Consider the following 22508-nt stretch of genomic DNA (forward strand, 5'->3'; position numbering starts at 1 on the left):
AAATAGTGTGCCGTTTTTGCGACACAACGGCTCCGACCAAAGAAGGGCTTCTCTGGGACGACAAGATTGTGTCGAATTTGCATGAGCAAATGAGCCATCGGGGCTCTAGGAATCAACTGTTCCCGCCAGTATGGTGCGCGGCATTTCGCGATGTCGCATGCTGTTGATTGCGTCTGCCCATCGTTGCCACCAAGGTGAGAATATGTCCGACCACGTCGTCCCGCACTTCCATAACGATGCCGGTGTCTCGGTGATCGAGATCGGGTCGCAGGAGTTCATGTGCGTGGGCGCCAACCCTCCGTTCGACCATCCGCACGTGTTCCTCGACCTCGGCAACGACAGCGAGATCATCTGCCCGTACTGTTCGACACTCTATCGCTTCGCGTCCGACCTCGCTGCCGGCGAAGCACGGCCGCCGGAATGCGTGCTGAAAGACAAGGTCGCCTGACCGCTCCGTGGCGCTGACGCGAACCGTCATCGTTGCCGGCGCCGGGATCGGAGGACTGACGGCGTCGCTGACCCTGGCGGCACAGGGCTTTCGCGTCGTCGTGCTGGAAAAGGCCGAGCGGCTCGAGGAAGCCGGCGCCGGCATCCAGCTCTCTCCCAATGCCAGCCGCATCCTGGTCGAGCTCGGGCTCAAGGAACCGCTGGCGCGGCGCGCGGTCACGCCGGAATCCGTCAACATCCTGAGCGCGCGGGCCGGTAGCGAGATTGCGCGGATGCCGCTCGGCCGGGCCGCCGAGTTCCGCGCCGGTGCCCCCTATTGGGTGATCCACCGCGCGGATCTGCAGGCCGCGTTGCAGGCCGCCGTCAACGACCATCCCGATATCGATCTGCGGCTCGGCTGCCAGTTCGAGGACGTGACCAAGCACGCCAAGGGGCTGACGGTGGTGCAGCGCCGCGACAACGCACGGCATGAGGAATTGGCGGTTGCGCTGATCGGCGCGGACGGCATCTGGTCGTCGGTCCGCGGACATTTGTTTCCGGATGTACAACCGCAATTCTCCGGCCTGATCGCCTGGCGCGGCACGCTGGACGCGACCGCCCTGCCGCGTGAATACACCGCGCCGCGCGTGCAGCTGTGGATGGGGCCGGACGCGCATCTCGTGGCCTATCCGATCTCGGCCGGCCGTCAGGTCAACGTGGTCGCGATCGTGTCGGGCACCTGGAACCGGCCGGGCTGGAGCGCGCCCGGCGACATCAACGAGATCAAGGGCGCGTTCGCTACCGCGCGCTGGCCCGCCACGGCGCGGATGCTGATCGGCGCGGTCGACGGCTGGCGCAAGTGGGCGCTGTTCACCCTGCCCGACATCGGCCGCTGGAGCGAAGGCGCAGTGACGCTGCTCGGCGACGCCGCGCATGCGATGCTGCCGTTTGCCGCGCAAGGCGCCGGCATGGCGATCGAGGATGCGGCTGTGCTCGCCAAGGCGTTGGCCGACTGCACCGGCGAAAACACCGCAGGCATTCCCGCCGCGTTGAAGCGCTACGCCGAGATGCGGCGCGGGCGCGTGCTGAAGGTGCAGCGCATGGCGCGGCAGCAGGGCCGCATCTATCATTTGAGCGGACCCTTAGCGATCGCGCGCGATCTTGCGATCCGCGCCATCGGTCCGCAGCGCATGCTGGCGCGGCAGGACTGGATCTACGACTGGCGCGCCTGAGCCGAGCGCGCCTGCCCGCACACCGCTACCGGCTCTTCCGGAAACGCTGACTTTAGTGAACGAGGCCTCGCGGCGCGCGCGGGCCGTTTGCCCCCGCCGCAGGCGCCACAGGTGCGGCCGCCGCCGGCGTGTCTGGCGGGCTCTCATGGCACTTGTTGGCGCGCCAGGCCTGATCCGCAAGCCTCTGCTGGGCGTGGATCGAGATCAGCTCGTTGCGATAGACCATCTCGGAGACCACGGTACCGCCGACGCCGGTCTCCGCCTTGGCCATCAACTTTTCCTGATCCGTCGCGCGAGACGTGAGATTCTTGCGCTCGGTTTCGAGCTGCTTGCAATCATACAAATCGTATTTGGCGGGATCGGCGAATGCCGACGGCACGCTGTCGCCGATCTGCGCGCAGCCGGAAACGCCCGCAGCCGAGGCGAGCAGCGCAACGATGGCTGCCGCGCGCGACAGATTTGGGCGGCGTGGGAGACGAACAGACATTCAGCTTTCTTAGTCCGACAGTGTTGAGATTGCCTAAAGCAGCCGCCGGTGTCCGGATTGAGGCTCAATCGCGGCGGCGCGCTGCTTATCCCAATGCTCGGCTGCCGAGGCAAATGGAATTGCAAGCCGCAGGTTAAGCCTTTGAAAGCGCGCGTGGTAGTAGCGGATAGCGGAGCTAGGCCAAGAAGACGAGCGCCCCGTATTTTCGAAAGTTGCTCGCGCGCGGATCGGCACTAACGTCGTTCACTCAGCCGGCCCGCGACCGAAGGCGAGATCGCCGACGTGCTCCTCGACAGAAGGAAGCCCGCGCGGCGCAAGCTTGATGACCTGCCCGGCCGAAAGCAGCCGGCAGATCTCTAGGCCGCCGGTTGCGTGGATTTCCTGACGACCAGCTCAGGAGGAAGTACGACGTGCCGGATCTCGGCCGACCCGCTCTGGAGCATTTCGATCAGCATTCTGGCGGCGATCCGCCCCATCTCGCGGTGCTCGATGCGCACGGTGGTGAGGGGGGGCGAGACGACATCCATGAGTGGCATGTCGTTGTGACCGACGAGCGAGAGATCCTCCGGGCACCGCAGGAGCCGCTCCTTCAGGGCGTCGAGGGCACCGATCGCCAGCAGGTCGTTCGCGGCAACGATCGCAGTCACCTGATGCGGCCCGCCGACGAGACGCGTCGCCGCCAGCGCGCCCCCTTCGCGCGTGTATCCCGCGGCTTCACGTATGACACCGGTCAATCCGTGCCGTGCCATCGCGCGCTCAAAGCCATCACGCCGCAGCGCGCCGGTTGATGTCGACAGCGGCCCTGCGATATGCGCAATGCGGCGGTGTCCGATATCGACGAGATGATCGACAGCGAGGCGCATTCCCATTTCGTCGTCCGAGACGACTGAGGAGACGCGATCGCGCGCTTCGGATCGGTTGACGAGGATCACGGGAACGCCGCGCCGGATACAGAAACCGACGAGTTCGTCATCCTGCGAAACCGTCGCTAGGATCAGGCCGTCGACCCGCTGGCTGAGCAGTCTCTCGGCAAAGAAGATCTGCTGCGACGATACATTGCCGGCGTCCGCAACGATCGGTGCGTAGCCTTCCGTAGAGAGAACCTCCGTAATGCCGCCAAGGATCGGAGCGAACACCGGATTGGTGATGTCGGGCAGCAGCACACCGACGAGATCGGATCGACCCAGTCGCAGGTTGGCGGCCAGCCGGTTCGGTTGATAGCCCAGCGCCTCCGCCTGGGCGGAGATCCTGTTGGCGACGTCGTCCGCGACCAAATGCCGTTTCTTGGGATCGAGGGCCCGCGACACGGTCGAAGGATGAACGCCGGCGGCGGCCGCGATCTGCTTGATTGTCGTGACAGGTCGATTCACCCAGCGATTCCTGTTGCTTAGCTCATTCGCGCGAAATGAGCATAGCGCGTCCCTTGACTTATTGCAATCGATTGCAATATCAACTGCAAACGATTGCATTCATGAGCGCAACCGTTTGCACAGGAGCACACCGATGTCTCACGGCATTATCGAGAAGCTCGAGGACGTAACGCCGACCGTGTTGCGGGCGATGGCGTCGACCGACAACGCGCGGCTCCGAACGGTGATGGAAGCCTTCGTCAGGCACCTCCACGCCTTCGCCCGCGAGGTGAAACTCACCGAAGCGGAATATGATCTCGGCATCGATTTCCTGAACCGGATCGGACAGGCCACCCACGACAGCCACAACGAGGGCATCCTCTTCGCGGATGCGACCGGCTTCTCGACGCTGGTCTGCCTGCTGAACAACGGCAACGCCGGTGCGACCGAAACCGCGGCAGCATTGCTGGGCCCATTCTGGCGGGCCAATTCTCCCCGAACGCAGAACGGAGCATCGATCGTTCGTTCTGCGACACCCGGCCCCGAACTCTTCGTCGCGTGCGAGGTCGTCGACATCGCGGGCAAGCCCCTCGCCAATGTCGAGGTCGACGTCTGGCAATCCTCACCGGTCGGCCTCTACGAGAACCAGGACGAAACGCAGGCAGACATGAACCTGCGCGGCAAGTTCACCACCGACGCCTCGGGTCGGTTTTCATTCAGATCGGTCAAGCCCGCCGGCTATCCCGTGCCGACCGATGGCCCGGTCGGCGACATGCTGCGCGCCCAGAACAGGCATCCCTACCGGCCGGCACACATGCACTTCCTGGGCTTCAAGCCCGGCTACAAGACGCTGATCACGCAGGTCTTCGTCGACCACGACAAACACCTGGACAGCGACGTGGTGTTCGGAGTGACGCGCGCGCTGGTCGGCGATTATCGCCGGCATGACGACGGCGACCCACCGGCGCCCGGGGTCCGCGCGCCCTGGTACACGCTGAACTATCGTTTCACCATGGAAAACGGTGAAGCGATCCTCCCCAAGCCGCCGATCAAGTGAGGCACACGATGAATCAATCCGTGAAGGACAAGGTCGTGCTCGTCGTAGGTGGCGCCGGCAGCATCGGGGCCGTGTCCGCCAAGCGCTTCGCCGAACTCGGTGCCCGCATCGCAATCAGCCACCGCGACGTTCCGGACGAAGCGGCCGCCGCGGCAACGGTGGTGCAATCCCTGCATGGAGACGGCCACGCCGCGTTGATCGCCGACGTCGCGCAGACGGCAACCCTGAAAGCACTGCGCGCCGAGATCGAGCGGCGCTTCGGCCGGCTCGATATCCTCGTCAACGCCGCCGGCTTTACCAAGCCGGTGCCTCACGCCGATCTCGACGCGCTGGACGACGACCTGATTGACCGGATGTTCGCGGTCAACTGGCGCGGACAATTTGCGGCGATCCGCACCTTCGCTCCGCTCCTGAAGGCATCCGGCGACGGCCTCGTCGTTTCGATATCATCGATCGCGGGCACCAACGGGATCGGGTCCTCGATTGCCTATTGTGCCGTCAAGGCCGGCATCGACGTCATGACGAAATCGCTCGCCCGCGTGCTGGCCCCCGAGGTGCGGGTGCTCGCGGTCGCACCCGGCGTGGTCGACACCGGCTTCGTTCCGGGGCGCGGCGCGGACTTCAACGCCAAGACCGCGACGACGACACCGCTGAAGCGGATCGCGACTGCAGAGGACATCGCCTCGGCCATTCTCGCCTGCGCAACCCAACTCGGCTTCGCGACCGGAACGACTTTCGTGGTCGACGGCGGCCGCTCGCTTTGAAAGAACAAGTCTATGCGATCCCCCCGCGAAAAGGTCATCATCACCTGCGCCGTGACCGGCAACCTGACGACACCCGAGCAGACCCCCCATCTTCCCATCACGCCGGCGCAGATCGCTGACGCCTGTCTCTACGCCGCCGATGCGGGCGCCGCCATCGTCCACATCCACGTTCGGGACCCGCTTACCGGCCGTCCCTCGATGCTGCTCGACCACTATGTCGACGTCGTCGAGCGCATTCGCGCGCGCAACCCCGCGTTGATCCTCAACATTACGACAGGACCGGGCGGACGCTTTGTTCCATCCAGGGACGATCCGAAGGTGGCCGCCGAGGGCACGACCCTGATGGCGCCGGAGAAGCGGGTCGAGCACGTCACCGTGCTGCGACCGGACATTTGCACGCTCGATCTCAACACCATGAACTCCGGAGGCGAGGTCGTGATCAATACGCCGGCGAACGTTCGCCGGATGGCGAAAGTGATCGCGGACGCCGGCGTCAAACCGGAGATCGAGCTGTTCGATTCCGGCGATATCGCGCTGATGCGCGATCTGCTGGCCGACGGCTCTCTGCAAGGGCCAGTCCTGTGTTCCTTCGTGATGGGCGTTCGTTACGGCTTTCAGCCTGCCCCGGAAACCGTATTGTACGCGCGCGGCCTGCTGCCGTCGGACGCGGAGTTCACCGCGGTCGGCATCGGCAAGGCCGCATTCACGACGGTCGCACAATCCTATCTTGCGGGCGGTCACGTGCGGATCGGCCTGGAAGATGCGGTCTATCTCACGCGCGGCCAGTTCGCGACCTCCAACGCGGAAATGGTCACAAAGGCGCGCCGCATCGTCGAGGATCTCGGAGGCGCCGTCGCGACGATCGAGGACAGCCGGCGGATCGTCGGCCTGCCCTCGCCCACGAAGACAATCAAGGCTTAGGAGCGAACTATGAATGCCATCACCAGATCGGGGACCGATGTCGTCGTCGAGGCGACCTGCGTGCGGCTCAATGCCAAAGCCGCCGATGCGGCGGCGATCGCGCCGTCCATCGAGAAACACTCGCTCACGCGGCAACCACACGAAGTCGTGGTTGCGATCGAAGCCGCGGGCGTCAACCCGTCGGACGTCAAGGCCGCCACGGGATTGATGCCCTATGCGGTGTTCCCAAGAACCCCGGGCCGTGATTTTTCCGGGCGGGTGGTCGAAGGGCCGGACGCATTGATCGGAAAAGCCGTGTTCGGTTCGTCGGGCGACCTCGGAATCCGCCGCGACGGTACGCACGCCAGCCATGTCGTCGTCGAGGCCGCGGCCCTGGTCGAAAAGCCGGACGGCATTTCCATGGATGAGGCTGCAGGGATCGGCGTACCGTTCGTGACAGCCATCGAAGGCTTTCGGCGAGCCGGCGCGCCGAAACCCGGTGAACATGTCCTCATCATGGGCGTCAACGGCAAGGTCGGGCAGGCTGCGGTCCAGCTTGCGACCTGGCAAGGCGCCAGGGTGATCGGCGTGGTGCGCAAGGACGAACCCTACGAAGGCCACGCCAACGCCCCGATCCAAATCATCAATTCCTCGACGGCCGACGTCGCGGAGCGTGTGCGCGAACTGACCGACGGCCACGGAGCCGATATCGTCTTCAACACGGTCGGTGACCCCTATTTCGACGATGCGCATCATTCGCTTGCAAGGGCCGGGCGGCAGATCCTGATTGCCACGACCAACCAGACGGTCAAATTCAACATCCTGGAATTCTATCGCGGACGGCACACTTACCTCGGCGTCGACACGCTTGCGTTTTCCACGATCGAGAGCGCAGAGCTGCTGCGCAGCGTGCTACCAGGGTTTTCCGGCGGCTTCCTGCGCCCCTATCCGATCATCCCGTCCTCGATCTACCCGCTCACTGAGACGAAGGCGGCCTACACCGCAGTGATCGGATCATCGCGCAACCGCGTCGTACTGCGACCGGGAGCCTGATCATGAATGTCGTTCGCTTCGTCAGGGAATGCGGCGCTCGTGCTGGTCGACCACCAGGTCGGGCTCATTGACGCAATCCGAAACGTATTGCGATCATGATCGCCGATCATCCACAGTTCGGAACGCATAGTCGGCCACTACACCCGCGATGTCGCCCGGGAGGACGACGTCATCCGGACGTTTGCTCGGCTGACGACGAAGAGCTAGAAGGTGCGCCGCCGGGGTTTTGCCGGAGCAGAACGAAGCCAGATTGGAAAACCGCCAAGGGATCTTGGAAAACTCCTTGGTCTAGACTACGAAAAGATCAACAAAATCAATATGCGGACGTGGCGGAACTGGTAGACGCAAGGGACTTAAAATCCCTCGACGGCAACGTCATGTGGGTTCGAGTCCCACCGCCCGCACCAGTCTGTTGCGCACCGCTCTTACTTCTTGGCCTTGGCCTTTTTTGGCTTGGCCTTCTTCGTCGTCCTGGCCTTGGTTTTCTTTGCCTCTGCGGCCTTAGCCGGCTTCCTCGCCTTCTTCGCCGATTTCTTGGCTGACGTCTTGGCGACTTTCTTGGCCGATGTCTTCGTGGCTTTCTTCGTGGCTTTCTTGGGCACTTTCTTGACGGCTGTCTTCGTCGACACCCCGCCAGCCACACTGGACTGTTGCGCCGCGCCGCCACCGCCTCCGCTGCCCGTCGGACGGGGCGGCACCGGCTCCTCCATCCAGAAATCCAGCTCCTGCTCCTTGCCGCCGCCGGGCTTCCAGCCGTCGAGCGAATAAATCTGATCCGGATTGCCGCCGCTGCCGAGATAGCCGCGCCAGGAATAGTGGTCGTAGACGCCGTTGATGTGCAGCGCATAGGCTTGGGCAAGCTGCTTGTTGCCGCGGATGATCACGAGATTCTCGTCGTTCTTCTCCGAAGCGGCGACCGAGAAATTGTGCGATCCGGTGATGACGGCGCAATTGTCGGAGAACGGATCGATCACGATGGTCTTGGAGTGAACGATCGCGATCATCCCGGCGTTGCGGATCTGCTGGACGCTGAACTCGACGTCGGCCCATGAGGGTTCGTTGGTCGCGCTCACACCATGCGGCAGCTGGACGTCGTCATGGAAGGATTGCTTCGGTGCGCCCGATTTGACGACCTCCCCTCCGACCGAAACGATGTCGCCGTTCTTGCTGGCCATCATGGTCGACACCACGCCACGGACATAGATGTCGTTCTGCTGTGCGCGGACCAGCAGGGCATCCAGCAACGGCGATTGACCCGGCATGAACATCAGGAAGAGCGCGCCGTCCTTGGCGTTCTTGATGAGGTCCAGCACCGGCTTGAACTCCGCCTCGCCGTTGGTCGCGGCGAAGAAGACCGAAATGTTGCTGTCGCTGGTCGGACTGGAATTCGACGTCTTGAGCGCGGGCGGCATGGCATTGCCCGCGGCGACCAGCTTGCCCCACTGATCGAGGTAGCGCTTGGCGATCACCGCATTCTCGATGATCAGCACGTTGTTGAGCTGCGTGCACAGCCCGGTGGTGGTCCAGTTGGTGCTGCCGGTGAGCACGCGGATCGCGTTGCCATGCGCGTCGCTCTCGACCACGAACTTGTTGTGGACGCTCGGTGACGACCTGCCCGCATTCGACAGATCGCGATGCTTGACCGTCAGGCCGGCGCCACTGAGCTCGCCCGCGATGTTCGGCTTGGTCGCACTGCCATTGCCGAGCAGAACGTTGCCGCGGCTGCCGAACGGTTTCAGCGCGCCGACCAACTCCTCGTCATTCATCTCGTAGATGGCGGCATGGATCTGGCTGCCGCGGAGATCGGCATCGTGCAAGAAGGCCAGGATCTCGTGCAGGGCGTCGCCTGAAAGGTAGCGGCGCGCCTGGTTGGCCGGGTCGGACAGGCCCTTGACGAAATTGCGCAGCGCGTCGTCGGACGTATCGCCCTGCACGAAGCGGCTGACGATCTGCGACATCAGGGTGCCGCGGTTGAAATAAGCCGACAAGCCGCCGCCCGCATCGCCCGAAGCAACCGTCGGCGTCGTCCAGGCCGTCACCGTGGCCGCATCGGGCGTGAAAGTCCCGTTCGCGCCGCCCTTCATTGCGGTGACGCGATACGAGACATTCTCCGTATCGACGACGCTGTGATCGGCCCAGATGCAGCGCCGGAACGGCGATTGCGTCGAGGATATGCCGGCGTCCGCGACCGGTTTCTCGCCGGGCTTCGGCGGAATGCGGTTGGACAGCACGGTCGTCTGTTGCGTGATGTTGTTGCGCCGCTCGAGCTGGAAGCCGACCCAGTCGTTGGACCAGGTGTCCGGCTGCCAGGCGATCAGGATATCATCGGCGTTCGCGTAGGCCTTGACATTGATGGTCATCGCAATTTCCCCGAGGCTGGGTATCGGCCCGGCGGACAATACTCCGCAAACCTTGGGTAGTTTGTGAAATAGACGACAACTGTTCGTGCAAATCGGCGCGGCGCGGCGCGCCGGGCGTCGAGCCTTACTCGAACGCCAGTCCCAGCCGCTTCTGCTTCTTCCATACGATGCGGGACGGCCACCGCTGGCCGTCGACGCCGAGGGTGAAGCGGTCGGGAAACCACAGCGGCGAGTTCACTTCGATGCAGGCGCCCTGAGGCGAGAGATTCCGCACCGTGCAGGCGATCACTTCATTGCCGAACTCGATCGCTCCCGACTTGAGGACGCGGCGGCGTGCGCCGGAACGGCGCTTCTCGGTCGGCATTGGCTGTTGCGCGCTGGCCGGTGCGGGCCCGCTATGGTCGTCGGCCATGGGCCCGTCGCGGTAGGTACACAAGTCGGCGGTCAGACTACGACACAATACTGACGGGAACCTTAAGGCCGCCGCTATCCAAATTGGTATGCCACCCACGGCCTGAGCAGGCGGCGTCACGATGCCTGCATCACCTGATCGTGTTTTGAGGGTGTGGCAGGGTTCACATGCCGCGATCGCCACGTGATGTAGTGTCGGCGCATTGGAAATTCCGGCCGCACATTTCGCGGCCCTCAGATTTCGAGATCAATGTGTTGGAGATAGGCGATGACGATTGCGGATCGCAATCAGATTGTCGGCAATGCCGCGCCCGATCACGGTGCTTCCATCCTCGAACACGGCGACGACGCGGCTCACTGCAGCAACGGGCTTAACGCACAGAGATTCCTCGATGCGACGCCCAACGAGCGCGCGATCTACCGGCGATGGATTCGCAGCGCGATCGCGGCGTGCGGATTGTTGGCGTTCGCCGCGGGCGTAATGGTCTGGATGAACGGCGCCGGCGTCGGACAGACCCAGCTCACGAGCCTGTCGAGCACGAGCAACGCTAAATCGGGCCACTAGATTAGCCGCCGTCGCGGCGCGGCTGCGCGAAACGAAAACGGCCGGGACAAGTCCCGGCCGTTTGTATTGCGTCAAGCCGCAAGCCTACTCGGACTTGTCGATATTCCAGAAGATCGGCGTTGCCGGACCATCGAGCACACCGGACAGCGACTTCCGCCATGCGCTCGGACCCTGATACTGACCGAGCGGAATATAGATGACCTGCTCGTAGGCTTCCTTCTGGATATCGGCCGCGATCTTCTTCTGCTCGTCGAGCGACGGCGCGCGAACGAAGGCGTCCTTCAGCTGTTCGATCTTCGGATCGTCGGCCCAGCCGAACCATCCGCCATTCTTGCCCTGGCCGCCGATCGAGAGGTTGGCGATCGGGTTGGAGACGTCGGCACTGACCCAGTTGGTGAAGAACATGTTCCAGCCGCCATCCTTCGGCGCCTTCTGGCTGGCGCGGCGGGTCACCACTGTCTGCCAGTCGGTGGCCTGCAGGTCGACCTTGAAGCCGGCGTCGCGCAGTTGCTGGGCGACAACAACCGGCTGCGCCTTGAGCGTGGTGACGTCGCCCGGCGCCATGATGACGACGGGCGTGCCATCATAGCCCGACTCGGCAAGCGCCTTCTTGGCCGCCGCCATGTCGCCGCCCTTCAACAAGGTCTCGCCGCCGACTTCGGACGCGAACGGCGTGTCGCAGATGAAGAAGGCGACGCAGGTCTTGTAGTATTTCGGATTGCCGACCAGCGCGTCGAGCACCTGCTTCTGGTTGATCGCCATCAGCGCCGCCTGGCGAACCTTGATGTTGTCGAACGGCGGATAGAGGAAGTTCATGCGGCCGAGCGTCTGGAAGCCGAACTTGTTCAGCGTCTCGACCTTCAGGTCCTTGTCGCCTTCCAGGATCGACAACGTGTCGAACGACGGGTTCTCCAGGAAATCGATGTCGCCGGACTGCAGCGCGTTCATCGCAGTCTGCGCGTCGGCCATCGTGACCCACTCGACGCGGTCAACCTTCACGACCTTGCCGCCCGCGGTCCAGCTCGCCGGCTCCTTGCGCGGCACGTAGTCGTTGTTCTTGACATAGACCGCCTTCACGCCCGGCTGGAATTCGGCCTGGACGAACTTGAACGGGCCCGAACCGATCTGCTCCGGGATCGGCTTGTCCGGCGGGGTTTCGGCCAGCCGCTTCGGCATCATGAAGGCAACGCGCGACGACGGCTTGCCGATCGAATCCAGCACCAGGCCGTAGGGCTCCTTCAGCTTCAGCGTGATCGTCTTCGCGTCGGTGGCCTCTAAGCTCGCCGTGAAATCCATCAGCTTCTGGCCCATGCCGTCGACCTTGGCCCAGCGCTTCAGCGAAGCGACGCAGTCTTCCGCGGTCACCGGCGTTCCGTCGTGCCACTTCAGGCCATCGCGCAGCGTGAATGTGTAAGTGAGCTTGTCGTCAGACACCTTCCAGTCGGCCATCTGCGGCTGGATCTTGAAGTTGGAGTCGGTCGCGACCAGCGTGTCGTAGACCATGTAGCCATGGTCTCGCGTGATATAGGCCGTGGTCAGGATCGGATCGATGACGCGCAGATCCGAATGCATCACCGCGGTGATGGTCTTGCCCGCGGCCATCGCCTGCGGCGCAAAGGACAATTCCTGCGGCGCGAACGACAGCGCGAGCGCCGTCAACGCAGCCGCTAGCGTGCGGTGCTTCCAACGCGAGATAGGGAACATGCAATTTCTCCTGACGTGTAACTGGTCAAAGCCGGCTTATTCGTTATGCATGCGGTTCGTTATTTAGGCGAACTAACATGCTGTATGGCTTGTGAAATCGAGACTTGCATCAAGCGCAATGCGCGTCAATCGGTTTCCGGCAGGATCGAACGTATACGAACGAATGAACCGCTGGTGCAGCGCATTTGACTTTACAAACTCGTCTTCCGAGCTTTTCGTACGGCACGCGAACGCGTATCGGCGCGCACAAACAACAAGAGAGAAAAGACATGAACCCCGCCAATCTTCCTTTTGATTCCGAAGCGATGCTGCAGGGGCTGCGCAGCTGGGTGGAATGCGAGAGCCCGACATGGGATGCGGCCGCAGTCGAGCGCATGCTCGACCTCGCCGCGCGCGAGATGGCGGTGATGGGTGCGACGATCGAACGCATCGCGGGACGCCAGGGCTTCGCCGGCTGCGTCCGCGCCCGTTTTCCCCATCCGAAACAAGGCCAGCCCGGCATCCTGATTGCCGGTCATGTGGACACCGTGCACCCGGTCGGCACCATCGAAAAGCTGGCGTGGCGACGCGAAGGCAACAAGTGCTTCGGGCCCGGTATCTTCGACATGAAGGGCGGCAACTATCTGTCGATCGAGGCGATCCGGCAGTTGGCGCGCGCGTCCTTTACGACGCCGCTGCCGATAACGGTGCTGTTCACGCCCGATGAAGAGGTCGGCACGCCGTCGACGCGCGACATCATCGAGGCCGAAGCCGCGCGCAACAAATACGTGCTGGTGCCCGAGCCCGGTCGGCCGAACAACGGCGTCGTCACCGGCCGCTACGCAATCGCACGCTTCAATCTGGAAGCTGTCGGCAAGCCAAGCCATGCCGGCGCGACACTCTCCTCGGGCCGTTCCGCGATCCGCGAAATGGCCCGGCAAATCATTGCCATCGACGGCATGACCACCGAAGACTGCACCTTCTCGGTCGGCATCGTGCATGGCGGGCAATGGGTCAATTGCGTCGCAACGACCTGCACCGGCGAAGCGCTCAGCATGGCCAAGCGCCAGGCCGATCTCGACCGCGGCGTCGAGCGCATGCTGGCGCTGTCGGGCACCGCCAACGACGTGACCTTCAAGGTGACGCGCGGCGTCACCCGCCCGGTGTGGGAGCCGGATGCCGGCACCATGGCGCTCTATGAAAAGGCCAAGGGCCTTGCAGCGGCGATGGGCCTCGATCTGCCGCACGGCAGCGCCGGTGGCGGATCGGACGGCAACTTCACCGGTGCGATGGGCATCCCGACCCTCGACGGCCTCGGCGTTCGCGGCGCCGATGCACATACGCTCAACGAACATATCGAAGTCGAGAGCCTCGCCGAGCGCGGCCGCCTGATGGCGGCACTGCTGGCGACGCTGGACTGACATCGATTTGCACTGCACAACACGTTGGCACTGTCGGACCGAAATTTAGCCTTGTCCAATTTTAAGGCTTCGCCTACGGTCCGGCCGTCCAACGCGACGATGCGGGAGAGATCGAAGCCACAACATTCATGTTGTTGCTTCGGCGCCGACGGAGCAACCGCCCCGGAAACTCTCAGGCAAAAGGACTGTATCGTCAGGACGATCTGGAGAGAGACGAACATGGCCGCACATCAAGGGCCGTGACGTCCACCGAAGGGGATAGTCTGCCATCGGGCCCAGGCCCGATGCGGATCAAGCTCTCAGGTACCGTGACAGATGGGGCGCCGACGCCGGTTTCACCGGTGGTTCGGCGACTCTAACCCACGGGAGCCTGAAGACCACTATGCCTCACATCGCAATCATTGGCGCCGGCATCACCGGCGTGACGACGGCCTATGCCCTGCTCGAACGCGGTTACCGGGTGACTGTCCTCGACAGGCATCGCTACGCCGCGATGGAAACCTCATTCGCCAACGGCGGACAGCTTTCCGCCAGCAATGCGGAGGTGTGGAACAGCGCCGCGACCATCCTCAAGGGGTTGCGCTGGATGCTTCGAAGCGACGCGCCGCTCTTGATGAATCCGAAGCCGAGCTGGCACAAATATTCCTGGATCGGCGAGTTCGTCGGCCACATCGGCCGCTATCGCACCAACACCATCGAGACCACGCGGCTCGCAATCGAAGCGCGCAAGCATCTGTTCTCGATCGCCCAGCGCGAGAACATCGCCTTCGATCTCGAACGCCGCGGCATCCTGCACGTCTATCACGACAAGGCCGGATTCGAGGCGGGCCTGCGCGTCAACACGCTGCTGCAACAGGGCGGGCTCGACCGCCGGCCGGTGACGGCGGACGAAATCCGCAGCATCGAACCCGCGCTGCAGACGACCTGCTATGGCGGCTTCTTCACGCCGTCGGACGCGACCGGCGATATCCACAAGTTCACGCGCGGGCTCGCCGACGCCTGCATCCGCCGCGGTGCGAGCTTCGTCCATGAAGCCGATGTCGATGCGATCGCGCGCGGCGACGACGGCTTCCGCATCGGCTGGAACGAAGCCGCTTCGCACGATGCTGGCGTCGCGACGCGACATGAGTTGCAGGCGGACGGCATCGTCATTTGCGCTGGCGTCGCGAGCCGCCACTTCGCAGGCCTGCTCAACGACCGCGTCAACGTCTATCCGGTGAAGGGCTATTCGATCACCGTGCAGCTCGATGCGCCGCAAAGCCGGGACGCTGCGCCAACCGTCAGCCTGCTCGATGAGGCGGCGAAAATCGTCACCAGCCGGCTCGGCGCGGACCGCTTCCGCGTCGCCGGCACGGCCGAGTTCAACGGCTTCAACCGCGACATCCGCGCCGACCGCATCCAGCCGCTGGTGGACTGGGTGCGGCAGCATTTTCCCGGCATCGACACGTCGAGGGTCGTGCCGTGGGCGGGCCTGCGCCCGATGATGCCGAACATGATGCCGGCGGTGCGCGCCGGACGGTTTCCGGGCGTGTTCTACAACACCGGCCACGGTCATCTCGGCTGGACGCTGTCGGCTGCGACGGCGCAGATGGTGGCAGGCGCGATCGATGACTGGCGCGACCTCGACACGCCTTCAATGGTGCCGTCGCAGGTCGATGTGACCGAGACCGCCCGCGCAGCTTTCCCCTAATTATCCGGCCGACGAGGAAGAATATGAGCGTATTTGCGTGTGGCCAAGTCGGAATTCGCTGAGAAACACCGCATGACAACGACTAGCGTCACATTGGGGAAAAGCGCTTCAGCGCGGGAGGGGACAATGCGCATTGGGGTGGCGGACACGCACGAGACGTTGACCAAGCCGGATCAGATTGCCGCAGAGCTGTGCGCGGCCGTCGATCGAAACTTCGACGATCAGATCGCGTTCCTGTCGCGCATGGTGCAGTTCCGCAGCTTGCGCGGACAGGAAGCGCCGCAACAACGTTGGCTGGCCGAGCAATTCGCAAAGCGCCGCTACGACGTCGATACGTTCAGTCTTGCGGACGTCAACCTGATGAGTCATCCGAAGGCTGCACCGATGGACGGCATCGATCTTGCCGGATCGCAGCAGGTCGTTGCGACGCTCGACAGCACAGGCAGCGGACGCAGCCTGATCCTGCAAGGTCATATCGACGTGGTGCCGGAGGGGCCCGCCGATCTTTGGGAACAACCGCCGTTCTCGGGCGCCGTGCACGACGGCTGGATGTTCGGGCGCGGCGCGCAAGACATGAAGGCCGGTGTCTCGGCAATGATCTTCGCGCTCGATGCTTTCAGAGACGCCGGCTATGCCCCGGGCGGACGCGTCCATCTGCAAACCGTGACCGAGGAAGAGAGCACCGGCAACGGCGCGCTGTCGACCTTGATGCGCGGCTATCGCGCCGACGCCTGCCTGATTCCCGAACCGACCGGACACACGCTCACGCGCGCCCAGGTCGGCGCCGTCTGGTTTCGACTGCGCGTCCGCGGCACGCCGGTGCATGTCGCCTATTCGGAAGCCGGTACGAGCGCCATCCTGTCGGCGATGCATCTGGTGCGCGCATTCCAGGATTACACCAGGGCGCTCAATGCCCGGGCGCTCGACAACAGCTGGTTCCGCAGCGTCAAGAATCCGATCAAGTTCAACGTCGGGATCATCAAGGGCGGCGATTGGGCCAGTTCGACCGCGGCCTGGTGCGAACTGGATTGCCGGCTTGGTCTCTTGCCGGGCGAAACACCCCAGCAGGCGATGCGCGGCATCGAGGAATGCCTGACGGAGGCGCACAAGGCCGACGACTTCCTGTCCGATAATCCGGCCGAGCTCGTGTGGAGCGGTTTTCAGGCAGACGCAGCGGTGTGCGAGCCTGGCAGCGAAGCGGAAGCAGCCCTGTCGGCAGCACATCATTCCATCTTCCAGGCTCCGATGCAGGAGCGCCTGTCCACCGCCGTCAACGACACCCGCTACTATTGCGTCGACTACGGCATCCCTGCCCTTTGCTATGGTCCGTACGGTATCGGCCCGCATGCGTTCAACGAACGTGTCGAGCTCGACAGCCTTCGCAAGACAACGCAGAGCATCGCACTGTTCGTCGCCAATTGGTGCGGCGTGGTGAAAGCGTGAATGGACTTGCCGTTTCAGGTCGGTGGCACATGGCGACATGTGCAATTCGAAATAGCAACTTCAGACCAAAGGAGGCCGCCAACGGCCTGAACCGCGCCTTGATATGACGTCTCCATTGGCACAGTATTTGCCTGCAAATTCATCACGTTCGCGCTAGTCTTGAGACAAGACGCAGAAGCGCATGAGACACATCACGGGGACACCATGAGTATGATGCGGCCCAGCCTTCGCTTCGCACCATCTGACGGCAGGAGATAGCAGCGATGATCGGCTATCTCCTCCGCCGCATCCTCGCCGCCATTCCCGTGATGGGCGTGGTGGCTCTGTTCGTGTTCCTGTTGCTGCGGCTGACGCCGGGCGACCCGGCCGCCATTCTCGCCGGCGACAATGCGACGCCGGAACAGCTCGACCGCATCCGCACCTCGCTTGGTCTCAACGAGCCGATCTACATCCAGTTTTATACCTGGGTCGCCAAGCTGCTGCACGGCGACCTCGGCGTCTCCCTGATCTCGAACAAGCCGATCCTCGAGATGATCGGCCCGCGCCTCGAGCCTTCGATTTCGGTCGCGCTGGCCACCATCGTCCTGTCGATCCTGGTGGCGGTGCCGCTCGGCGTGATCGCGGCGTGGAAGCACGGCACCTGGATCGATCGCTGCGTGATGGGGCTTTCGGTGCTCGGCTTCTCGGTGCCGGTGTTCGTGATCGGCTATGTGCTGATCCAGGTGTTTGCGATCGATCTGCGCTGGGTGCCGGTGCAGGGCTTCAAGAGCATCTCGGCCGGCTTCGGTCCGTTCTTCGAGCGCATCATCCTGCCGACCTGCACGCTCTCCTTCATCTATGTCGCGTTGATCGCACGCATGACACGGGCCTCGATGCTCGATGTGCTGGGTGAGGATTACGTGCGCACCGCGCGGGCCAAGGGCATCGGCGAGACCGGTGTGCTGCTGCGCCATGCGCTGCGCAACGCCGCGGTTCCGGTCATCACCGTGATCGGTTCCGGTTTCGCGCTGCTGATCTCGGGCGTGGTCGTCACCGAGAGCGTGTTCAACCTGCCCGGCATCGGCCGCCTCACCGTCGATGCGGTGCTGGCGCGCGACTATCCGGTGATCCAGGCCATGATCCTTTTGACATCGGGTATCTATGTCGCGGTCAATCTCTTGATCGACCTCGCTTACACCCTGCTCGATCCTCGTATCCGGTACTGAGCAATGGCGATCGAAACCCTTCCCGAATCCTCCATCCCCGTCACCCGGCCGTTCCGCGTCAAGTTCGGCTTCCTCGCGTCGACGCCGATCATCGCGGTTGCAACGATCTGCCTCGTCCTGATCATCCTGATGGCGATCTTCGCGCCGCTGCTCGCGCCGCACGATCCGCTGTTGCTGACGCCATCGCAGCGGCTGAAGCCGTCGAGCGCGCAATACCTGCTCGGCACCGACGCCTATGGACGCGACCTGCTGTCGCGCGTCATCTATGGCGCACGGATCTCGCTGTTGATCGGGCTCGGCGCCGCCGTCTGCTCGATCGCCATCGGGCTCCTGATCGGCCTCGTCGCCGGCTTCTTCCGCTGGGTCGATGCGGTGATGATGCGCGTGATGGACGGCTTGATGGCGATCCCCGCTATCCTGCTCGCGATCGCCGTGGTGTCGCTGTCCGGCGCCAGCATCTGGACCGTGATGGTCGCGATCACCATCCCCGAGATCCCGCGCGTGGCGCGGCTGGTGCGCTCGGTGGTGCTGACCGCGCGCGAGGAGCCCTATGTCGAGGCCGCGATCTCGCTCGGCTCGAGCCTGCCGAAGATCATGTGGCGGCATTTGATGCCGAACACGATCGCGCCGCTGATCGTGCAAGGCACTTACGTCTGCGCATCCGCGATCCTGACCGAGGCGATCCTGTCGTTCCTCGGCGCCGGCATCTCGCCGGAAACGCCGACCTGGGGCAACATCATGGCCGAGGGCCGTGCCTATTTCCAGGTCAAGCCGTCGCTGATCTTCTGGCCGGGGCTGCTGCTCTCGATCGCCATTCTCAGCGTCAACCTGATCGGCGACGCCGCGCGCGACGCGCTCGATCCCCGCATGAAACAGCGTGAGGGCAAGTGACGGCTTCAATACCAATTGAAGCCGTCATTCCGGGATGGTGCGTTAGCACCAGACCCGGAATCTCGAGATTCCGGGTTCGATGCCTCGCATCGCCCCGGAATGACGCAAGACGAAATCTGTCGCTATCACTCGCAACGCCGGTGGAACCAGCCTGATGACCAACGTCGTCCTCGACATCAACAATCTCGTCGTCGGTCTCGGCCGCAAGGCGGACGCGCACCGCATCATCGACGACCTGTCGCTGCAGGTGCGCGAGGGCGAGACGCTCTGCCTTGTCGGCGAAAGCGGCTCGGGCAAGTCGGTGACCTCTTTGACCACGATGGGCCTGCTGCAGAAGGGCACGCTGGTGCCGTCCGGCGGCAGCGTCAAACTGGTCGGCGAGGAACTGCTCACCGCGACCGACCGGCGGCTGCGCCAGCTGCGCGCGACGCGGATGGCGATGATCTTCCAGGAGCCAATGACCGCGCTCAATCCGGTGGTGCCAGTCGGCCGCCAGATCGACGAGGTGCTGCGCGCCCATACCGATCTCGACTCCCGCGCGCGGCGTCAGAAGATCCTGGCGATGATGGAGCATGTGCGGCTGCCCGATGTGGAGCGCATCTTCTCCTCCTACCCTCACCGCCTCTCGGGCGGACAGCGCCAGCGCATCATGATCGCGATGGCGCTGGTGCTGGAACCAAAGCTCCTGATCGCGGACGAGCCGACCACCGCGCTCGACGTCACCACCCAGAAGCAGATCCTCACGCTAATCCGCGACCTGCAACGCGACCACGGCACGGCGGTTCTGTTCATCACCCACGACATGGGCGTGGTGGCCGAGATCGCCGACCGCGTCGCGGTGATGCGGCACGGCCGGCTGGTCGAGACCGGCCAGCTGCAAGATGTGCTGCGCAACCCGACGATGGAATATACCCGCAACCTGCTGTCCGCGGTGCCGAGCCTCGTGCCGCGCGCGCCGCGGCCGGAGACGAAGGAGCCGGTGGTGCTGGAAGCCAACGAACTCAGCAAGGTCTACCGGGAGCGGTCGCTGTACGGCAAAGCCCGCGAGGTCGCCGCCGCCAGCAACGTCACCCTCACCCTGCGCAAGGGCCGTACGCTCGGCATCGTCGGCGAAAGCGGTTCCGGCAAGTCGACGGTCGCACGCTGCATCGTCCGCCTGATCGATCCGACCTCGGGCGGGGTGCGGCTCGCCGGCCGCGAGATCTCCGACCTGTCGCGCAGGCTGTTGCAGCCGCATCGCCAGAAGATCCAGATCATCTTCCAGGACCCCTACCGCTCGCTCAATCCGCGCGTCACCGTCGGCGAGAGCATCGCGGAAGGCCCGGTCAACTACGGCATGCCGCGCAAGGATGCGCTGGCGCGGGCCCGCGAGCTGCTTGAGCTCGTCCATCTGCCGCCCGACGCGATTTCGCGCTATCCGCACCAGTTCTCCGGCGGTCAGCGCCAGCGCATCGCGATCGCGCGCGCGCTGGCGCTCGATCCCGACGTGCTGGTGGCGGATGAGGCGGTGTCCGCGCTCGACGTCTCGGTGCAGGCGCAGGTTCTCAATCTGCTCGACGAAATCCAGCGGCGGCTCGGCATCGCGCTGTTGTTCATCACGCACGATCTGCGCGTCGCCGCACAGATCTGCGACGACGTCGCCGTGATGCAACATGGCCGCGTCGTGGAACAGGGACCGGCGGCCGAGGTGCTGACCAATCCGCAACAGGCCTACACCCGTGCGCTGCTCGAAGCAGCACCGGGGCGCGGGTGGGATTTTGCGAATTTCCGCCCGGTTTCGGAAGGCCTCGTGGCAACGGCCTAGGTCTTTAGACTTAACCTGACGACGTACCTTTGGGCCTTTCAATACGCCCATAGGGCATGCAAATCCGGAGGTGCTCCCCGGCTTGCGCTTGGCGCGACGACACGCTTAACGTCGCGCGCTAGGGCATGGCCTGGAAGGTGGACGCCGGTCTTCCCGAAAGAACACGCTCAAACCAACGAGATCGTGGCGCGAACCGTTCCGTTCGCATCGTGATCGAAGAAACGTATCGAGACCAACTTGATGACCCGCATTGCCGTTGGCGGCTTCCTGCACGAGACCAACACCTTCGCACCGACGAAGGCAACCTATGACGACTTCGTGCACGGCGGCGGCTGGCCGTCGATGACGCATGGCAGCGACGTGCTCAGGGTGATGCGCAAGATCAATGCCGGCCTCGCCGGCTTTGTCGAGGCGGCGGAAGCCAACGGCTGGGAGCTCGCTCCGACTGTTGCGGCCGGCGCGACTCCATCGGCCCATGTCACGAAAGATGCCTTCGAGCGGATCGTCAGGGAGATTGTCGACGGCATTGCCGCTGCGGGGCCGATTGATGGCGTCTATCTCGACCTGCACGGCGCCATGGTGACCGAGCACTATGACGACGGCGAGGGCGAGATCCTCGCCCGCGTGCGCAAGGTGGTCGGCAAGGACATTCCACTGGTCGCGAGCCTCGACCTGCACGCGAACGTCTCGCCCGAAATGATCGCGCATGCCGATGCGCTGATCGCCTACCGCACCTACCCGCATGTCGACATGGCCGACACCGGCCGGGCCTGCGCCAGGCATCTGGCCTTGCTGCTCAAGTCCGGTGAACGACTGGCAAAGGCGTTCCGGCAGCTGCCGTTCCTGATCCCGATCAGCTGGCAATGCACCAACGATCAGCCGGCGAAGAACATCTATCAGCAGCTTGCGTCGCTCGAGAGCGACGCGGTACCGACGCTGTCGTTTGCGTTCGGCTTCCCGGCTGCCGACTTCAGGGACTGCGGCCCGAGCGTGTTTACCTATGGCCGGACGCAGGCCGATGCGGATGCGGCCGCCGACCGGCTCGTCGCATTGGTCGAGGGCCATGAAAACGATTTCGACGGCCGTATCTATTCGCCCGACGACGGCGTGCGGTTGGCGATGGAACTGGCAGCATCGGCGACAAGGCCGATCGTGATCGCCGACACCCAGGACAATCCCGGCGCTGGCGGCACGTCCGACACTACGGGCATGCTGCGGGCGCTGGTGCGCAACAAGGCCAGCGCCGCCACCGGCGTGATCTTCGATCCGCAGTCGGCGAAGGCAGCGCATGAAGCCGGTGTCGGCGCTACCGTCACGCTCGATCTCGGCGGCAAATCCGGCATCGCCGGCGACGCGCCGTACCGCGAGACCTTCGTCGTCGAAAAGCTCTCGGACGGCAGGTTTGTCGCGCCTGGGCCATTCTACGGCGGCCGCGACATGGATATGGGACCCTCGGCTTGCCTGCGGGTCGGCGACGTCCGCGTCGTCGTCGGCTCCTACAAGGCGCAGCTTGCCGACCAGTCGATGTACCGTTATGTCGGCATCGAGCCGACCGCGCAGAAGATCCTGGTCAACAAGAGCTCGGTGCATTTCCGCGCCGATTTCGAGCCGATCGCCGAGAAGCTGCTGATCTGCGCCGCGCCCGGCGCAATGCCGGCCGATACCGCCACACTGCCGTGGAAACATTTGCGTCCCGGCATTCGTATCAAGCCTAACGGCCCCACTTTCACCCCCTCCTCCCCATCACGCACAAACGGATAGAGAGAT

19 protein-coding genes, 1 tRNA gene and 2 riboswitches are annotated in these 22508 nt (G+C 64.0%); of the genes, 15 read left to right on the forward strand and 5 right to left on the reverse strand.

Annotation, left to right across the window (positions count from 1 at the left end; translation table 11 throughout):
• Positions 1–202 precede the first annotated feature (202 nt).
• Positions 203–448, forward strand: coding sequence for a zinc-finger domain-containing protein (locus tag AAFG13_RS10080; RefSeq protein ID WP_092115185.1), 246 nt, complete (start codon positions 203–205; stop codon positions 446–448).
• Between the two features lie 7 nt (positions 449–455).
• Entirely contained in the window at positions 456–1658 is a 1203-nt protein-coding gene (locus tag AAFG13_RS10085) for an FAD-dependent monooxygenase (protein WP_342711912.1), read from the forward strand.
• A 52-nt stretch (positions 1659–1710) separates the two neighbouring features.
• Here the strand turns inward: AAFG13_RS10085 and AAFG13_RS10090 are convergent, their stop codons facing one another.
• Positions 1711–2145 carry a twin-arginine translocation pathway signal gene (locus AAFG13_RS10090; RefSeq protein WP_342711913.1) on the reverse strand — a complete coding sequence of 145 codons (435 nt, stop codon included), beginning with the start codon at positions 2143–2145 and terminating at the stop codon, positions 1711–1713.
• A gap of 356 nt (positions 2146–2501) precedes the next feature.
• Positions 2502–3515: a LacI family DNA-binding transcriptional regulator gene (locus AAFG13_RS10095; protein ID WP_342711914.1), complete on the reverse strand. Its 1014-nt coding sequence runs from the start codon at positions 3513–3515 to the stop codon at positions 2502–2504.
• Positions 3516–3648: 133 nt separating this feature from the next.
• Here AAFG13_RS10095 and AAFG13_RS10100 point away from each other — a divergent pair, with 133 nt between their 5' ends.
• The 5 genes from AAFG13_RS10100 to AAFG13_RS10120 all read left to right on the forward strand — a co-directional run bounded on the left by AAFG13_RS10100 (position 3649) and on the right by AAFG13_RS10120 (position 7675).
• Positions 3649–4551 carry a dioxygenase gene (locus tag AAFG13_RS10100; protein ID WP_342711915.1) on the forward strand — a complete coding sequence of 301 codons (903 nt, stop codon included), beginning with the start codon at positions 3649–3651 and terminating at the stop codon, positions 4549–4551.
• A gap of 8 nt (positions 4552–4559) precedes the next feature.
• Positions 4560–5315: an SDR family oxidoreductase gene (locus tag AAFG13_RS10105; RefSeq protein ID WP_342711916.1), complete on the forward strand. Its 756-nt coding sequence runs from the start codon at positions 4560–4562 to the stop codon at positions 5313–5315.
• 12 nt (positions 5316–5327) lie between these two features.
• Positions 5328–6236: a 3-keto-5-aminohexanoate cleavage protein gene (locus AAFG13_RS10110; RefSeq protein ID WP_342711917.1), complete on the forward strand. Its 909-nt coding sequence runs from the start codon at positions 5328–5330 to the stop codon at positions 6234–6236.
• A 9-nt stretch (positions 6237–6245) separates the two neighbouring features.
• Positions 6246–7268 (forward strand): zinc-binding alcohol dehydrogenase family protein, encoded by a 1023-nt coding sequence (locus tag AAFG13_RS10115; protein ID WP_342711918.1) that lies wholly within the window; start codon positions 6246–6248, stop codon positions 7266–7268.
• 320 nt (positions 7269–7588) lie between these two features.
• A tRNA-Leu gene (locus tag AAFG13_RS10120) sits at positions 7589–7675 on the forward strand.
• Between the two features lie 18 nt (positions 7676–7693).
• Here AAFG13_RS10120 and AAFG13_RS10125 read toward each other — a convergent pair.
• Positions 7694–9628 carry a phospholipase D-like domain-containing protein gene (locus AAFG13_RS10125; RefSeq protein WP_342711919.1) on the reverse strand — a complete coding sequence of 645 codons (1935 nt, stop codon included), beginning with the start codon at positions 9626–9628 and terminating at the stop codon, positions 7694–7696.
• A gap of 124 nt (positions 9629–9752) precedes the next feature.
• Positions 9753–10040: a PilZ domain-containing protein gene (locus AAFG13_RS10130; protein WP_249131597.1), complete on the reverse strand. Its 288-nt coding sequence runs from the start codon at positions 10038–10040 to the stop codon at positions 9753–9755.
• Positions 10041–10307: 267 nt separating this feature from the next.
• On the opposite strand from AAFG13_RS10130, the gene AAFG13_RS10135 reads away from it, so the two are divergent.
• Positions 10308–10604: a hypothetical protein gene (locus tag AAFG13_RS10135; RefSeq protein WP_342711921.1), complete on the forward strand. Its 297-nt coding sequence runs from the start codon at positions 10308–10310 to the stop codon at positions 10602–10604.
• An 84-nt stretch (positions 10605–10688) separates the two neighbouring features.
• Here the strand turns inward: AAFG13_RS10135 and AAFG13_RS10140 are convergent, their stop codons facing one another.
• The gene (locus AAFG13_RS10140) at positions 10689–12308 is read right to left on the reverse strand and encodes an ABC transporter substrate-binding protein (RefSeq protein WP_342711922.1); all 1620 of its coding nucleotides are present in this window, start codon (positions 12306–12308) and stop codon (positions 10689–10691) included.
• 269 nt (positions 12309–12577) lie between these two features.
• Between AAFG13_RS10140 and AAFG13_RS10145 the strand changes: the two genes are divergently transcribed.
• From AAFG13_RS10145 to AAFG13_RS10175, 7 genes are all read left to right on the forward strand, one after another.
• Entirely contained in the window at positions 12578–13708 is a 1131-nt protein-coding gene (locus AAFG13_RS10145; RefSeq protein ID WP_342711923.1) for a M20/M25/M40 family metallo-hydrolase, read from the forward strand.
• Positions 13709–13800: 92 nt separating this feature from the next.
• Positions 13801–13906, forward strand: a riboswitch (glycine riboswitch).
• Positions 13907–13909: 3 nt separating this feature from the next.
• A riboswitch (glycine riboswitch) is annotated at positions 13910–14025 on the forward strand.
• A 65-nt stretch (positions 14026–14090) separates the two neighbouring features.
• A complete protein-coding gene (locus AAFG13_RS10150) occupies positions 14091–15398 on the forward strand; it encodes a D-amino acid dehydrogenase (protein WP_342711924.1) in 1308 nt (435 codons plus the stop codon).
• A gap of 126 nt (positions 15399–15524) precedes the next feature.
• Complete coding sequence (locus tag AAFG13_RS10155) at positions 15525–16841, forward strand: ArgE/DapE family deacylase (protein WP_342711925.1); 1317 nt, start codon at positions 15525–15527, stop codon at positions 16839–16841.
• A gap of 263 nt (positions 16842–17104) precedes the next feature.
• A complete protein-coding gene (locus AAFG13_RS10160) occupies positions 17105–18046 on the forward strand; it encodes an ABC transporter permease (RefSeq protein ID WP_212309890.1) in 942 nt (313 codons plus the stop codon).
• Between the two features lie 3 nt (positions 18047–18049).
• Complete coding sequence (locus AAFG13_RS10165) at positions 18050–18937, forward strand: ABC transporter permease (protein ID WP_176530408.1); 888 nt, start codon at positions 18050–18052, stop codon at positions 18935–18937.
• 154 nt (positions 18938–19091) lie between these two features.
• Positions 19092–20741 carry an ABC transporter ATP-binding protein gene (locus tag AAFG13_RS10170; RefSeq protein ID WP_342711926.1) on the forward strand — a complete coding sequence of 550 codons (1650 nt, stop codon included), beginning with the start codon at positions 19092–19094 and terminating at the stop codon, positions 20739–20741.
• 240 nt (positions 20742–20981) lie between these two features.
• Entirely contained in the window at positions 20982–22502 is a 1521-nt protein-coding gene (locus AAFG13_RS10175; RefSeq protein ID WP_212309892.1) for a M81 family metallopeptidase, read from the forward strand.
• Positions 22503–22508 lie beyond the last annotated feature (6 nt).

Origin of the sequence: Bradyrhizobium sp. B124, assembly GCF_038967635.1 — a bacterium.
Taxonomy (GTDB): Bacteria; Pseudomonadota; Alphaproteobacteria; order Rhizobiales; family Xanthobacteraceae; genus Bradyrhizobium.